Annotated in this window: 12 protein-coding genes; 7 read left to right on the top strand and 5 right to left on the bottom strand. The window is 68.6% G+C overall.

Annotation, left to right across the window (positions count from 1 at the left end; all coding sequences use genetic code 11):
- From nirB to QZW52_RS07865, 3 genes are all read left to right on the top strand, one after another.
- Positions 1-2012: nitrite reductase large subunit NirB (gene nirB, locus QZW52_RS07875; protein WP_293997031.1), on the top strand; the 2012-nt coding region annotated here is incomplete at its 5' end.
- A gap of 55 nt (positions 2013-2067) precedes the next feature.
- Complete coding sequence (gene nirD, locus QZW52_RS07870; RefSeq protein WP_293997029.1) at positions 2068-2415, top strand: nitrite reductase small subunit NirD; 348 nt, start codon at positions 2068-2070, stop codon at positions 2413-2415.
- A gap of 18 nt (positions 2416-2433) precedes the next feature.
- Positions 2434-5304, top strand: coding sequence for a nitrate reductase (locus tag QZW52_RS07865; protein WP_293997027.1), 2871 nt, complete (start codon positions 2434-2436; stop codon positions 5302-5304).
- Here QZW52_RS07865 and QZW52_RS07860 read toward each other — a convergent pair.
- The 5 genes from QZW52_RS07860 to QZW52_RS07840 all read right to left on the bottom strand — a co-directional run bounded on the left by QZW52_RS07860 (position 5294) and on the right by QZW52_RS07840 (position 10221).
- The gene (locus QZW52_RS07860; RefSeq protein ID WP_293997025.1) at positions 5294-6439 is read right to left on the bottom strand and encodes a GNAT family N-acetyltransferase; all 1146 of its coding nucleotides are present in this window, start codon (positions 6437-6439) and stop codon (positions 5294-5296) included. The genes QZW52_RS07865 and QZW52_RS07860 overlap by 11 nt on opposite strands.
- 17 nt (positions 6440-6456) lie before the next feature.
- Positions 6457-8415 carry an MFS transporter gene (locus QZW52_RS07855; RefSeq protein ID WP_293997023.1) on the bottom strand — a complete coding sequence of 653 codons (1959 nt, stop codon included), beginning with the start codon at positions 8413-8415 and terminating at the stop codon, positions 6457-6459.
- Positions 8416-8486: 71 nt separating this feature from the next.
- Positions 8487-9275: a DUF2145 domain-containing protein gene (locus QZW52_RS07850; RefSeq protein ID WP_293997021.1), complete on the bottom strand. Its 789-nt coding sequence runs from the start codon at positions 9273-9275 to the stop codon at positions 8487-8489.
- The gene (locus QZW52_RS07845; protein WP_293997020.1) at positions 9272-9703 is read right to left on the bottom strand and encodes a hypothetical protein; all 432 of its coding nucleotides are present in this window, start codon (positions 9701-9703) and stop codon (positions 9272-9274) included. The genes QZW52_RS07850 and QZW52_RS07845 overlap by 4 nt, the downstream gene beginning before the upstream one ends.
- A 44-nt stretch (positions 9704-9747) precedes the next feature.
- Entirely contained in the window at positions 9748-10221 is a 474-nt protein-coding gene (locus QZW52_RS07840; protein ID WP_293997019.1) for a YiaA/YiaB family inner membrane protein, read from the bottom strand.
- A gap of 160 nt (positions 10222-10381) precedes the next feature.
- On the opposite strand from QZW52_RS07840, the gene QZW52_RS07835 reads away from it, so the two are divergent.
- From QZW52_RS07835 to QZW52_RS07820, 4 genes are all read left to right on the top strand, one after another.
- Positions 10382-11122 carry a helix-turn-helix domain-containing protein gene (locus tag QZW52_RS07835; protein ID WP_293997018.1) on the top strand — a complete coding sequence of 247 codons (741 nt, stop codon included), beginning with the start codon at positions 10382-10384 and terminating at the stop codon, positions 11120-11122.
- Between the two features lie 128 nt (positions 11123-11250).
- Complete coding sequence (aqpZ, locus tag QZW52_RS07830; protein ID WP_293997016.1) at positions 11251-11940, top strand: aquaporin Z; 690 nt, start codon at positions 11251-11253, stop codon at positions 11938-11940.
- Positions 11941-12143: 203 nt separating this feature from the next.
- Complete coding sequence (locus tag QZW52_RS07825; protein WP_293997035.1) at positions 12144-13538, top strand: GH1 family beta-glucosidase; 1395 nt, start codon at positions 12144-12146, stop codon at positions 13536-13538.
- On the top strand, positions 13535-14770 hold the full coding sequence (locus QZW52_RS07820) for an ABC transporter substrate-binding protein (RefSeq protein WP_293997014.1): 1236 nt from the start codon (positions 13535-13537) through the stop codon (positions 14768-14770). The genes QZW52_RS07825 and QZW52_RS07820 overlap by 4 nt, the downstream gene beginning before the upstream one ends.
- Positions 14771-14808 lie beyond the last annotated feature (38 nt).

Genomic DNA, 14808 nt, shown 5'->3' with positions numbered 1-14808 from the left:
GCGGCCTGCTGGGGCTGGAAGCGGCCAACGGGCTGATGCTGCGCGGGATGCAGGTCACGGTGGTCCACATTTCCGGCTGGCTGATGGAGCGCCAGCTCGACGACGTGGCCGGCAAGCTGCTGCAGAAATCGCTGCAGGACCGCGGCCTGAAGTTCGAGATGGGCGCCCAGACCGCGGCGCTGATCGGCGACCAGGACGAGGGCAAGGGCGGGCGCGTGCTGGCGGTGCAGTTCAAGGACGGCCGCGAGATCCCGGCCGACCTGGTGGTGATGGCCGCCGGCATCCGCCCCAACACCGACCTGGCCAAGAAGATGGGCCTGCTGTGCGACCACGGCGGGCGTGGCGGCATCGTCGTCACCGACACGCTGCAGACCGTCACCGATGCCCGCATCTACTCGATCGGCGAATGCGCCAGCCACCGGGGCATCGCCTACGGGCTGGTGGCGCCGCTGTTCGAGCAGGGCAAGGTCTGCGCCACGCACCTCGCCGAGTTCGGCATCGGCCGCTACACCGGCAGCCAGACCAGCACCAAGCTCAAGGTCACCGGCATCGACCTGTTCTCGGCGGGCGACTTCACCGGCGGCGAGGGCTTCGAGGAAATCCTGTTGTCGGACCCGGTGGGCGGCGTCTACAAGAAGCTGGTCATCAAGGACGACAAGCTGGTGGGCGCCTGCCTGTACGGCGACACGGTGGACGGAAGCTGGTACTTCAAGCTGCTGCGCGAGGGCCGCAAGGTCCACGACATCCGCGACCGGCTGATGTTCGGCGAGTCCAACATCGGTGACGTGGGCCATGAGGGACACAGCAAGGCCGCCGCGATGGCCGACAAGGACGAGGTCTGCGGCTGCAACGGCGTCACCAAAGGCACCATCTGCAAGGCGATCAAGGACAAGGGCCTGTTCACGCTGGACGAGGTGCGCAAGCACACGAAGGCGAGCGCGTCCTGCGGCTCCTGCACCGGGCTGGTCGAGCAGCTCATCATGTTCACGGCCGGCGGCGACTACAGCGCCACGCCGAAGAAGAAGGCGATGTGCGGCTGCACCGACTTCAGCCACCAGGAAGTGCGCGACGCGATCCGCAAGGAGCACCTCGTCAGCCACGCCGGCCCGAACGGCGTCTACCAGCGCCTCGGGTGGAAGACGCCGAACGGCTGCACCTCCTGCCGCCCCGCGATCAACTACTACCTGCTCAGCACCTGGCCCAAGGAGGCGCAGGACGACCCGCAGAGCCGCTTCATCAACGAGCGCAGCCACGCCAACATCCAGAAGAACGGCACCTACTCGGTCATCCCGCGCATGTGGGGCGGCGAGACGACGGCGGCCGACCTGCGCCGCATCGCCGACGTGGCCGACAAGTACGCCATCCCGACCGTCAAGGTCACGGGCGGTCAGCGCATCGACCTGCTGGGCGTGAAGAAGGAAGACCTGCAGGGCGTGTGGGCCGATCTGGGCATGCCGTCTGGGTTCGCGTATGCCAAGTCGCTGCGCACGGTGAAGACCTGCGTGGGCAGCGAGTGGTGCCGCTTCGGGACGCAGGACTCGACCCAGATGGGCAAGGACCTGGAGCGGGCGCTGTGGGCGATGTACTCGCCGCACAAGGTCAAGCTCGCCGTCTCGGGCTGCCCGCGCAACTGTGCGGAAGCGGGCACCAAGGACGTGGGGATCATCGGCGTGGACTCCGGCTGGGAGCTGTACGTCGGCGGCAACGGTGGCATCAAGACCGAGGTGGCGCAGTTCTTCGTCAAGGTGAAGACGCCGGCCGAGGTGCTGGAGCACGCGGGCGCCTTCCTGCAGCTCTACCGCGAGGAAGGCTGGTACCTGGAACGCACCGTGCATTACATCGACCGCGTGGGGCTGGACTACGTCAAGGCCAAGGTGATCGACAACGCCGAGCTGCGCAAGGCGCTGTGGGAGCGGCTGCAGTTCGCGCTCGACGGTGCGGCGGACCCGTGGCTGGAGTCGGCCAAGGCGCATGTGGACACGCGGCAGTTCAAGCCGGTCAGCGTCGCCTGACCTCCCGGACAAGACACCTCAAAACACCTCAAGACAAGAACCACTGGACATCCCCATGAGTGACTGGAAATCCATCTGCACCGTTGACGACATCCCCGTGCTCGGCGCCCGCCGCGTGGCCCGGCCGGGGTCGTGTGATGTCGCCGTGTTCCGCAACAGTGCGGACAAGGTGTTCGCGCTGCTTGACCGCTGCCCGCACAAGGGCGGGCCACTGAGCCAGGGCATCGTGTTCGGCGAGAGCGTCGCCTGCCCGCTGCACAACTGGACCATCGGGCTGGACAGCGGCTGCGCCAAGGCACCGGACGAAGGCTGCACGCCGCGCTTCGCGGTCCAGGTGGTCGGCAACCAGGTGTTCCTCGACGCCGAAGAGCTGAACACGCTGGCGGTCGGCGAACTGGCCTGACGCGGACAGGGCGACCCGATGACCACGACCATGACCACGTTCGACACCAAGTCCACCTGCCCCTACTGCGGCGTCGGCTGCGGCGTGATCATCGAGTCCGATGGCGCGCAGATCACCGGCGTGCGCGGCGACCCGGACCACCCGGCCAACTTCGGGCGGCTCTGCACCAAGGGCAGCACGCTGCACCTGACCGCCAGCGCCCCGGTGACGATGGCCACGCGGCTGCTGCAACCGCGCCTGCGCCGTGACCGCCTGCAGCGCGGCGGGCGGGGCGGCACGACCGAGGTGATCGACTGGACCAGCGCGCTGGACCTCGCCGCCGACCGCCTGGCCGAGATCGTGCGCCGCGACGGGCCGGACGCCGTGGGCTTGTACCTGTCCGGCCAGTTGCTGACGGAGGACTACTACGTCTTCAACAAGTTGGCCAAGGGCCTGCTCGGCACCAACAACGTCGATACCAACTCGCGGCTGTGCATGTCCAGCGCCGTCGCCGGCTACAAGGCCACGCTCGGCGCCGACTCCCCGCCGTGCAGCTACGAGGACGTGGCACTGGCCGACACGGTGTTCATCGCCGGCAGCAACACGGCCTGGGCACACCCCATCCTGTTCCGCCGCATGGAAGACGCCCGCCGCGCCCGGCCGGACCAACGCTGGATCGCCGTGGACGTGCGCCGCACCGAGACGGCGGAGATGGCGGACCTGTTCCTGCAGATCCAGCCGGGCACGGACGTGGCGCTGTTCCACGGCATGCTGCACGTCATGCTGTGGGAAGGGCTGATCGATCCGGTCTACATCGCAGCGCACACCGGCGGCTTCGACGCCCTGCGCGACACCGTGCGGGCGTGGACGCCGAAGGACGCCGCCCGCGTCTGCGGCATCCGGGAAGAAGACCTCGTCCAGGCAGCACGCTGGTTCGCACAGGGCGCCGGTCGCACGCTGGCCGACCGTGGGCGCACGCTGTCGCTGTATTGCATGGGTCTGAACCAGAGCGCGGCCGGCACCGACAAGAACGCCGCGCTCATCAACCTCCACCTGGCGACCGGTCAGATCGGCAAGTCCGGCGCCGGCCCGTTCTCGCTCACTGGCCAGCCCAACGCGATGGGCGGGCGCGAAGTGGGGGGACTGTCCAACCTGCTCAGCGGCCACCGCGATCTGGGCAACGCGCAGCACCGGGCGGAAGTCGCGGGTCTGTGGGGCGTGGCCGAGGTGCCGTCGAAGCCGGGCAAGAGCGCCATCGAGATGTTCCAGGCCGCCGCCGACGGCCAGATCAAGGCGCTGTGGATCGCCTGCACCAACCCGGCGCAGTCCATCCCCGACCAGGCGATGGTGCGCCGGGCGCTGGAGCGGGCCGAGTTCGTCATCGTCCAGGAAGCGTTCTCGACCACCGCGACCACCGCGTATGCCGACCTGCTGCTGCCAGCGACCACCTGGGGCGAGAAGGTGGGCACTGTCACCAACTCGGAGCGCCGCATCAGCCGCGTGCGCCCTGCCGTGCCGGCACCCGGCAGTGCGCGCCACGACTGGCAGATCGCCGTGGACATCGCCCGCCGGCTGGAGACGCGCCTGCCCGAGCGGCTGAACGGACAGGCCACCCTCTTTCCCTACGACACCGCCGAATCGGTGTGGAACGAACACCGCGAGAGCACCCGCGGCCGTGACCTCGACATCACCGGCCTGAGCTACGACCGCATCGAGCAGGACGGCCCGCAGCAATGGCCGATGCCCGAGGGCGCAGTGGCCGGACAGGCGCGCCTCTACGAGGACGGCCGATTCGCCACCGCCAATGGCCGCGCCCGCTTCAGCGCCGCCGACTACCGCCCGGTGGCCGAGCCGCGCGACGCCCGCTATCCCTTCTCGCTGACCACCGGCCGCCTGCGTGACCAGTGGCACGGCATGAGCCGCACCGGTACCCTCGGCCGCCTGTTCGGCCACGTCGCCGAGCCGGTGGTCGAGATGCACCCGACCGACGTGGCGCGGCGCGGTCTGAAGGATGGCGAGCTGGTCGAGGTGCGCTCGCGCCGGGGCAGCGTGGTGCTGCCGATCCAGGTGAGCAAGTCCGTGGCACCGACGCAGGCGTCCATCCCGATGCACTGGGGCGAGGAAGTGCTCGGTGGCACCGATGACAAGGGCGTGGCACGTCTGGGTGTCAACGGCCTGACGCTGCCCACCTTCTGCCCGACCTCGAAGCAGCCTGAGCTGAAACACACCGCCGTGCGGATCGAGCCGGTCAAGCTGCCGTGGCGGATGCTGGGGCTGGCATGGCTGCCGCAAGAGGACGCGCTGAAGGCCCGCGAGGCGTTGAAGGCGCTGATGCCGCAGTTCGGCTACGCGATGGTGCTGCCGTTCGGGCGCGAGCCGCATGCGGACGGGCTGGCCGGGCTGATCTGGCGTGCCGCCGCGGCGGCGCCGATGCCGGAAGAGCGGGTCAAGCGGATCGAGGCGCTGCTCGGCCTGTCAGGCAGCGACACGCTGGTCTACCACGACCGCCAGCGTGGCCAGTACCGCGCCGTGCAGATGCAGACCGTGGGCGCCGACCGGCTGCTGCGCGGCGTCCTGCTGGCGGGTGACACGCGGGCGGAGTCGTGGATCAAGACGCTGCTGCAGGACGAACTGCCCGCGCAGGCGCATGGCCGCGCCCTGCTCGCCGGCAGCCCGACCGCGCCAGTGCCGGTGCAGGACCGCGGCAGGCAGGTCTGCACCTGCTTCAACGTCACCGAGCCGCAGATCGTGCAGATGCTCGGGCGTTGCAGCGGCAGTGCCGAGGAGCGCATGGCGGCGCTGCAAGGCGCGCTGAAGTGCGGAACGAACTGCGGGTCGTGCCTGCCGGCCGTGCGCGGACTGGTGAAGGCGTCGGCGGCACTGGCAACGGCCAACCCGGCTACCGCTTGAGGCGCGGGCGGGGACGCAACCGGCGCCCCAGCCCTTTCAGGTATCCGATCGGCCCGAGCCGCGAACGCAGGTTCCACACCGACAGGCGCTGCGTCGGACAACGCCCCGCGTACCAGTCCAGCACCGATCCGGCCGCACCCTCCGGCTCCCGCACGCTGACCAGCGTGGACTCCACCGCCGTGGTGCCGAAGCTGCGCTCCAGTGCCTCGACGGTCAGCAGCAGGCTGGGGCTGAGGTCGGCCTGGGCGGGGGCGTAGCAAGCGTGGCGCTCGATCCAGGTGTCCCCGCAGCGCAGCCGGATCAGACCCGCCAGGTCCGTCCCCTCGTCCCCCAGCAACCACACCGCCGCATCGCCACGGGCGGCCAGCAGCGGCAGCCAGTCGCGGTAGAACGCCGCCCGGCGCAGGTTGCTGCCAATGGTCACACCGCCGCCAGCCTGCACCAAGGCCTGCTCCAGCAAGAGGTAGCGCCCCAGCGCCGCAGGAATGTCCTCGGGCGTGCGGGCCACGGTGGTGCGGGCGTGGGGGAACTCGGCGTGCAGCCGCTGCTGCATCCGCAGGCGATGGGCGCGCACCGGCGCACGCAGGCTGGCTTCGTGCAGGCCCCAGTCCGCGCCCAAGGGCTGCAACGGCGCGTCGATATCAGGCAGGGTGTCGGTGGAAAACCCCCGGCCAGGACGCTGCAGCGCCCGCAGCGGCCAGTTCTGGGGTACCTGCTCGCGCAGATCCAGCACCTGCCACGCCGACCGCTGCGCGACCAGCGACTGCCACAGCACACCCCAGACACGGTCGGCATCCTCCAGCGCCAGCAGCCCCGGCCGGTCCCCCTCCCAGATGCCGATGTGGCGCAGCACCTGCACCGCCATGCCGTAATGCCGTTCGGCCACGCGCACCAGCGGCAGCACCCCATGCAGCCTGCCCTGCTCGTCGCGCACCACCAGGATCCAGAGTTCGTTGCCCGGTGCCGCCAAATGCTGCCAGGCCAACCGGACATAGCTCCAGGTCACGTACAGGCCGGACACCTCGGCCTGCCCTTCCAGCGACTCCCACGCCGCCCGCAGCGTGATCAGCGTGGACTCGTCACGCACCACGGTGACGGTGAGCACGGGGAGGCAGGACTCGGGCGGCAGGGTCATGGTGCGTGGGGATGGAATCAGGGAGCTGGCTCGGGCAAGGGTACTGGTACTGGTACTCCAGTGTGCAACAAGGTGCCTACGGCCAACTGAAGCCGCTCGGGCGTGACCAGCGCGGCCGGTATCGCGGGGCCGGCCACCACCTCGACGCGGCTGAACAGCCCGCGCCGCAGCGGCCGTGCAAACGCCTTGCCGCCCTCGATGCGCGAGAACGTCGAACCCCACAGGTTGACCAGCGCCACCGGCACGACAGCCACGCCGGTCGCGGGCTGGCGCTCCAGGATCTTCATGATCCCGCCCTTGAACGGCTGCAGCGTGCCGTCGCGGGTGATGCCGCCCTCCGGGAAGATGCCCAGCAGATCGCCCTCGGCCAGCACCTTGGCGGCTTCGGCAAAGGCGCGTTCGTAGACCACCGGGTCTTCCTTCTGCGGCGCCACTGGGATCGCCTTGACCAGCCGGAACAGCGCGCCCAGCACCGGGGTGGCGAAGATGCGGTGGTCCATCATGAAGCGGATCGGCCGCGGACTGGCCGCGGCCAGCACGATGGCGTCCACGTAGCTGACGTGGTTGGCCGCGACGATGGCGGCGCCTTCGGTCGGGATGTGCTGGTCGCCGGTGAGCTTCAGGCGGTAGACGAAGCGCGTCAGCACGAAGGCCAGGAAGCGCAGCAGGTACTCCGGCACCAGCAGGAAGATGTAGCCCGCCACCAGCGCGTTGGCCAGCCCGGTCGCCAGAAACACCTGCGGGATCGTGGCGCCGGCGCCCAGCATCGCGCCGGCGATCACCGAGCTGGCGATCATGAACAGCGCGTTGAGGATGTTGTTGGCGGCGATGATGCGGGCGCGGTGGCTCTTGGGGGCGCGCAACTGGATCAGCGCGTACATCGGCACGCTGTAGAGTCCCGCCGACCCCGCCAGCAGTGCCAGGTCCAGCATCACGCGCCAGTGCGCCGGCTGCGCGAGGAAAGCGCCAAGGGTGTACGACGCGGCGCCCTGCGGCAGTGCGAGACCGGTCGCGGCGAAGTACAGGTCCACCGAGAACACCGTCATTCCGATGGCGCCCAGCGGGACAAGCCCGATCTCGACGTGGCGCTTCGACAGCACCTCGCACAGCAGCGAGCCGACGCCAATGCCCACCGAGAACACCACCAGCAGCAGCGAGGCCACCTGCTCGTTGCCGTGCAGCACCTCCTTGGCAAACGCCGGGAACTGGCTCAGGAACACCGCCCCGAAGAACCACATCCACGAGATGCCCAGCAGCGAGCGGAAGACGACGATGTTGCCGTGCGCGAGCTTCAGGTTGCGCCAGGTCTCGGTGAAGGGGTTGGGGTTGATCTTCAGCGCCGGGTCGGTGGCGGGCGTCGGCGGCACGAACTGCACGACGATCCGCCCGAGCACCGCCGTCGCCACGCAGCCGATCGCCACCGCCCGCGCCCCGCCTTCGGCCATGCCGATCAGCAGCCCGCCCGCGACGTTGCCGAGCAGGATAGCCACGAAGGTGCCCATCTCGACCATGCCGTTGCCGCCAGTGATCTCGCGCTCGCTCAGGTGCTGCGGCAGGTAGGCGAACTTGACCGGGCCGAACAGCGTCGAGTGCAGCCCCATCAGGAACACGCAGCCCAGCAGCGTCACGACCCGCACGTTCACCGCATCCTGCACGAAGGCCCACGCCGCCAGCCCCATGATCCCGATCTCCAGCGACTTGACGAAGCGCATCAGCAGCGCCTTGTCGAGCTTGTCGGCGAGCTGGCCGCTGGTGGCCGAGAACAGCAGGAAGGGCAGGATGAACAGCGCCCCGATCGCCAGCCCGGCCAGCGACGGCGGCAGCCATTCGACCTGCAACTGGTAGGTCACGAGCACCGTGAAGGCGAACTTGAACAGGTTGTCGTTGCCGGCGCCGAGGAACTGGGTCCAGAAGAACGGTGCGAACCGTCGCTGGCCGAGCAGCGCGAACTGGCTGGTCTGGTCGGGGTGACTCATCGGGAGCGGTCCTCGTGTCGTCGTCAGGGGCGGCGCGCGGGGATCGGCGCCGCCGGGAGACTGTAGTGCAGTCAGCGCACGGTCTGCGGCGTGCCGGCCAGCCCCGTGTGCTGCAGGAAGGTGAACACCGAATCGACGGTCACGGTGTCGATGCGGTCGGAGAAGCGGCGGGCGCTGGGGTGGTCATCGAAGGCCACGTTCGCCGTGCCGACGCGGGCGCCCAGGCGCTGGCCGGCGCTGAGGTTGAGCGTGGTCGGCTGATACCCCTTGAACTGCAGCCACGCCTGGGCGCGGGTGCGGTCGCAGGCGCCAGGCTCCACCGCGCAGGCCAGCGTTTCGAGCGCCCACTGGTTGCTCTGCTGGTAACGCTGCGACCACGGGTAGGCGACCATGCTGTACGGCTTGTGGTGCAGCACGGCGGCGCGGTCGTTGTCCTGCAGCAGCGGCCTCAGCGCGTCCTGCACGGCCGGTGTCGGGACCACCAACGCGGCCTCGAAGTCGAACAGATCGTCGCTGAAGAACTCGGCCAGCCCCTGCCGGTAGAGCGCCGACTCGGCCGTGCCGCACTGGTTGAGCTTGTGGACCACGCGCCACGCCTTGGCCGCCTCGTCGCGGTAGACGTAGCCGAGGTGCGAGTAGCGCACGCCGTAGCGGTCGAGGTTCTGGCCGCGCCGGGCGATGACCACCAGCTTGGCGCCGCTGGCGTCGAGCCAGCGCACGGTCTTCACGGCGAGGTCGAGCGAGCGGCGGATCTGCTCGGTGGACGGCGGTTTTTCAACGCAGTTCTGGCCGGCATGGGCGTGTGGCGTCACCAGCGCCACCGCCAGCGCCAGACCCGCCGCGGCATGGGCGGCGCTCACCGCGTCATCCGTTCGTTGTAGATCAGCGAGGCGCCAATCTCGTTGGGCACGAAGCACAGCGCCTTGCCCGCCGCCGACAGAATCCAGCCGGTGCTCAGCGCCGTCACCACCACGGCAGTCCCGACCGTGGTGGACACCGCCTCGGCACCCGCTGCGCTCAGGTTCAGCACGACACTGGCGCCAGTGGATGCCTGGGTCAGCACCCAGACCGTGCCGGCGGCCACCACCTGCACGCTCGCCACCGTCAGCACCGCACCAGCGGACAGCACCGCCGCGGCCGGCGCCGCCGAGATCGCCAGCGGCACGCCCAGCGACAGCGCGGACAACACACTCGCCTCCGAGCCATCGCGGTGCGCCTGCGCAGCCATCGGCGCCATCGCGACCGTGGCGGCCAGCAGGAGGCCGAAGAGCTTGTTCGGGGTCTTCATGGTCTTCACCTCGTCAGAGTTGCACAGTTGCAGGGTTGCGGGCTTCACGCTTCGTCACGGGCTTCGCGGCGGCCTTGCAGACGCGCCTCCATCACATCCGCCTCGTGGGCATCCCGCAGCGTCTTGGCCAGCGTGAACACCGACGAGATCAGGAACAGCCAGCTCACCGCCAGGTAGGCTTTCCACACCGGCTGCACGTCCATGCGCCACAGGCCCCAGCCCGTCAGCGCCATCGCCAGGAAGAAACCGCCCCACACCACGAAGCGCCAGCCGGGGGTGTCGCTGCTGCGGCGGTCGTTGTCGCGGATGAACTTGGACAGGCCGAACGCCGAGGTCAGGCAGAACAGGTAGCCCATGACCATGAACGCACGGTCCAGATCCTGCCCGGGCAACCACGCCAGCCCGGTCGCGCACAGCGTCACCGCCAGGCCGAACGAGATCCAGACCTGGGCGCGCCAGGCGCGGGTGTCGCGGCGCACGACGGAGGACGAAGACGGGGTATGGGCATCGGAGGGCATGGTGTGTGGCCTGTCGGCAGGTGATGCGTTGAACACGGAATGGATCGTCGGGCAGCGGCCCGCAGGGTGCAACCATAAGCAACGGAATATCGGCCGATGCGTCGATGAGTATCATTTGGCGATACCAAATCGCTGCACGAGCTACACGACGCTGCACACCATGAGCACCACCGCCGATCTGATCCGCGTCCTCAAGGCCGAACTGAAAACCGCCGGCATCACCTACGCCGCCCTGGCCCCGCAGCTCGACATGGCCGAGTCGAGCGTCAAGCGCATGTTCGCGCAAGGGGACATGCCGCTGTCGCGCATCGACGCCATCTGCCGCGTGCTGCGCACCGACTTCGCGGAGCTGGCCCGCCGCGTCGCCGACGACACGCCACCCCGGATCGAGCTGACCCCGGAGCAGGAGCGCGCGGTGGTCGCCGACCGCAAGCTGCTGCTGGCGGCGATCTGCTGCCTGAGCCAGTGGACCTTCGAGCAGGTGCTCACCGGTTATGGCTACACCGAGGCGGAGCTGGTGGGCCATTTCGTGCAGCTCGACCGGCTGGGCATCATCGAACTCAAGCCGCAGAACCGCTACCGCATGAAGGTGGCCAAGACCTTCCGCTGGCGCCCACACGGGCCGGTGATGCAGTTCTTCCGCGCCGAGGTGGTGCCGGACTACTTCCGCGGTGGTTTTGACGCGGAGGGCGAGCAGCTCATGCTGGTCCACGGCGAGATCAACCCCCGCGTCGCCCAGGTCTTCAACGAACGGCTGGGCCGCATCGCCAGCGATTTCGCGCAGCAGCACCTGGCCGACCAGCGCCTGCCCGACGACCAGAAACGGCCGTTCACGCTGGTGATCGGGATGCGGTCCTGGCTGTTCGGGCCGTTTCGGGATCTGCGCCGCAAGGGGGTCTGAAAGGGGCCTGACCCCGGCATTCAGGGGTATTCACCGTGACATATGCCCGCCTTTTGGTTGGTTTGCCGGACGCAGCGGCTGCCTAAGCTGGACGTCTGTCTTTCCTTCCAACCCTGAGGAGTGTCCCCATGAAAGCCTATGGCGCAGAGTTTCTCGGCACGTTCTGGCTCGTGCTCGGCGGCTGCGGCAGCGCGGTGCTGGCCGCCGCGTTTCCCGGAGTCGGCATCGGCCTGCACGGCGTGTCGCTCGCCTTCGGTCTGACGGTGCTGACCATGGCGTTCGCCATCGGCCACATCAGCGGCTGCCACCTCAACCCGGCCGTGTCGATCGGGCTGTGGGCGGGCGGGCGCTTTCCGGCGGGCAAGCTCGTGCCCTACATCGCCGCGCAGGTGGTCGGGGCGCTGGCGGCCGGCGCGGTGCTCTACACCATCGCCAGCGGCGCCCCCGGCTTCGACGTGACGAAGGGCTTCGCGTCCAACGGCTTCGGCGCGCATTCGCCCGGCGGCTACTCGATGCTGGCCGCCGTGGTCACGGAAGTCGTGATGACCGCGTTCTTCCTCATCGTCATCCTGGGCGCCACCGACCGCCGCGCCCCGGCCGGCTTCGCCCCCATCGCCATCGGTCTGGCGCTGACCCTGATCCACCTCATCAGCATCCCCGTGACCAACACCTCGGTGAACCCGGCGCGCTCGACGGGCGTGGCGCTGTTCGCTGGCGGCTGGGCTGTCGAGCAACTGTGGGTGTTCTGGGTCGCGCCGATCGCCGGCGCACTGCTCGGTGCGGGCCTGTACCGCGTGATCGGCGAGGATGATCGCTGAGCCTGCGCATTGAATGTTGATTGAACATTTTCTGAACGCTGTCTAAAAAAACCCCCGGGGATTCCCGATGAACCGGGTTTTCCCTCTCCTGACAGGCGGCTGACACAGCGAAACTGGTGGTGCATTGGAACCGGTTCCAATGCACCATTTTCCATTTTGCCGCCTGTCCGGAGTTCTTCTTGACCGATCACGTCCCGCCCTCGATGGCCGACCACATCGCCCCGCCAGCAGGCTCGGCGATGGCAGAACCCGGTTTTCTCTGGGGCGTGGCCACGGCGTCCTACCAGATCGAAGGCGCCATTGACGTGGACGGTCGGCTGCCGAGCATCTGGGACACCTTCTCGGCCACGCCCGGCAAGACACTGGGCGGCGACACGGGCGAACACGCCTGCGAGCACTACACGCGCTGGGCCGACGATGTCGATCTGATCGCCGGCCTCGGTGTCGATGCCTACCGGCTGTCGATCGCGTGGCCGCGTGTCATGCACGCCGATGGCACCCCCAACCCGCAAGGCTTCGACTTCTACCGCCGCCTGCTGGCCCGCCTGGGTGCCCATGGCGTGCAGCGTTACGTCACCCTGTACCACTGGGACTTGCCGCAGCACCTCGAAGACCGCGGCGGCTGGCTCAACCGCGACACCGCCTACCGCTTCGCCGACTACGCCGCGCTGGTCGCCCGCGAGCTGAGCGGGCTGGTCGAGGGCTGGATGACGCTGAACGAGCCGTGGTGCTCGGCCTTCCTCGGCTACGGCAACGGCCACCACGCACCGGGGCTGGCCGATCCGCGCTTCGCCACGCAGGCCATGCACCACCTGCTGCTGGGCCACGGCCTGGCGCTGGAGGCAATCCGGGCGAACGATCCCGGCACGCCCTGCGGCATCGTCGCCAACGTCGGCCGCGGCACCTCCGACAGCGCCGACCCCGCCGACCAGGAAGCTGCGCGCCTCTACGAACTCCAGCACAACGACTGGGTGCTGCAGCCGCTGCTCGCCGGCAGCTATCCCACCGACCTGTGGGACAAGCTGTGGCCCGGCAGTGCGCCGCTGGTGCTGCCCGGTGACATGGACGTGATCCGCCGGCCGCTGGATTTCCTGGGCATCAACTACTACTTCCACAGCAACCTGCACAGCGACGGTGCGACGGGCTTCCGCGACGTGCCGCTGGAAGGCGTCGAGCGCACGCAGATGGGCTGGGAAGTCTGTCCGCAGGGGCTGGAAGATCTGCTGCGCCGCTTCAAGGCGGTCTACCCCAATCTGCCGCCCATCTACATCACCGAAAACGGCATGGCCAGCGACGACACGGTGGTCGATGGCCGCGTGGACGACACCCAGCGCCAGTCCTACCTGAAGCGCCATTTCGCCGCGGTCAGCCGGGCGATGGACGCGGGCGTTGAGGTGCGTGGGTACTTCGTGTGGTCGCTGATGGACAACTTCGAATGGGCCTTCGGTTACGAGCGCCGCTTCGGACTGGTCCACGTCGATTACGGCACCCAGGTGCGCACGCTGAAAGACAGCGCACTCGCCTTCCAATCCTTTTTGCAACAGCGTCGGGCAGCCGCTACCCCAGCCGCCCTTACAACCCGAGGAGACAAGCCATGACGATCCTGAACATCCGCATGAAGCAACTGGCCGCCGCCGCGCTGGTCAGCGTCGGTGCCGTCGGCGCCGCCCACGCCCAGAAGGCCGAAGTCATCCACTGGTGGACCTCGGGTGGCGAAGCCGCCGCCATCAAGGAATTCGCCACGATGTACACCAAGGCGGGCGGCACCTGGGTGGATACCCCGATCGCCGGTGGCGGCGGCGCGCAAGCCCGCACCGTGATGGCCAACCGCACGATGGGTGGCGACGCCCCGACCGCGGCCCAGTACAACTACGGCAAGCAGTACGAGGAGATCATCAAGGAAGGTCTGCTGAACGACCTCGATGACGTGGCCAAGAAGGGCAACTGGGACAAGCTGCTGCCCGAGAAGATCCGCAACGCCGTGAAGGTCAACGGCAAGTACTTCGCCGTGCCGGTCAACCTGCACAACGAAAACTGGGTCTGGTACAACAAGGCCGTGCTGGCCAAGGCCGGCGCCAAGGAGCCGACCAACATGGACGAGATGTTCGCGGCCATGGACAAGATCAAGGCGGCGGGCGGCGTGGTCCCGCTGGCGCTGGGTGGTCAAGGCTGGCAGGAAGGCATCACCTTCCGCGGCGTGCTGCTGGCCACCGGTGGTCAAGACCTGTACCTGAAGACCTTCAAGGACAAGGACGCCTCCACCCCCGGCTTCCGCAAGGCCGTCGATACCTTCAAGAAGCTCAAGGGCTACGTGGACGCCGGCTCGCCGGGCCGTGACTGGAACCTGGCCACCGGCATGGTCATCGAAGGCAAGGCTGCTTTCCAGATGATGGGCGACTGGGCCAAGGGCGAGTTCGTCAACGCCGGCAAGACGGCGGGCAAGGAATACGGCTGCTTCATGGCCGGCGGCCCGAAGATGCCTTACGCCATCGGCGGCGACGTGTTCGTGTTCCCGAAGCAGAAGTCGGCTGACTCGGCCGCGGCGCAGAAGAAGCTGGCCGAGATGATGATCTCGCCGGAAGGTCAGGTCGCCTTCAACAACAAGAAGGGCTCGATCCCGATCCGCACCGACGTGGACACCAGCAAGATGGACATGTGCGCCCAGATGGGTGTGCAGGCTGTCAAGGAAGGCCGTCTGCTGCAAGGCACCAACGAGCTGCTGAGCCCGGACGCCGTCGGCGCCTTCGAAGACGCGATCAGCAAGTTCTGGAACTCCAACCAGTCCACCGATGACGCCATCAAGGCGATGGCCACGGCCCTGAAGCGTTAAGGCTTCCCCGCGCGGGGTCGGCTGCCCGACTCCGCGCT

The sequence above is a fragment of the Sphaerotilus sp. genome, from assembly GCF_013299175.1.
Taxonomy (GTDB): domain Bacteria; phylum Pseudomonadota; class Gammaproteobacteria; order Burkholderiales; family Burkholderiaceae_C; genus Sphaerotilus.
This window is presented reverse-complemented; position numbering and strand designations above follow the sequence as displayed.

Excerpts from the sequence above, each read along its gene's own strand:
- nirD (WP_293997029.1), top strand. The coding sequence starts at position 2,068 with ATGAGTGACTGGAAATCCATCTGCACCGTTGACGACATCCCCGTGCTC.
- QZW52_RS07865 (WP_293997027.1), top strand. The coding sequence starts at position 2,434 with ATGACCACGACCATGACCACGTTCGACACCAAGTCCACCTGCCCCTAC.
- QZW52_RS07860 (WP_293997025.1), bottom strand. The coding sequence starts at position 6,439 with ATGACCCTGCCGCCCGAGTCCTGCCTCCCCGTGCTCACCGTCACCGTG.
- QZW52_RS07855 (WP_293997023.1), bottom strand. The coding sequence starts at position 8,415 with ATGAGTCACCCCGACCAGACCAGCCAGTTCGCGCTGCTCGGCCAGCGA.
- QZW52_RS07845 (WP_293997020.1), bottom strand. The coding sequence starts at position 9,703 with ATGAAGACCCCGAACAAGCTCTTCGGCCTCCTGCTGGCCGCCACGGTC.
- QZW52_RS07840 (WP_293997019.1), bottom strand. The coding sequence starts at position 10,221 with ATGCCCTCCGATGCCCATACCCCGTCTTCGTCCTCCGTCGTGCGCCGC.
- QZW52_RS07835 (WP_293997018.1), top strand. The coding sequence starts at position 10,382 with ATGAGCACCACCGCCGATCTGATCCGCGTCCTCAAGGCCGAACTGAAA.
- aqpZ (WP_293997016.1), top strand. The coding sequence starts at position 11,251 with ATGAAAGCCTATGGCGCAGAGTTTCTCGGCACGTTCTGGCTCGTGCTC.
- QZW52_RS07825 (WP_293997035.1), top strand. The coding sequence starts at position 12,144 with ATGGCCGACCACATCGCCCCGCCAGCAGGCTCGGCGATGGCAGAACCC.
- QZW52_RS07820 (WP_293997014.1), top strand. The coding sequence starts at position 13,535 with ATGACGATCCTGAACATCCGCATGAAGCAACTGGCCGCCGCCGCGCTG.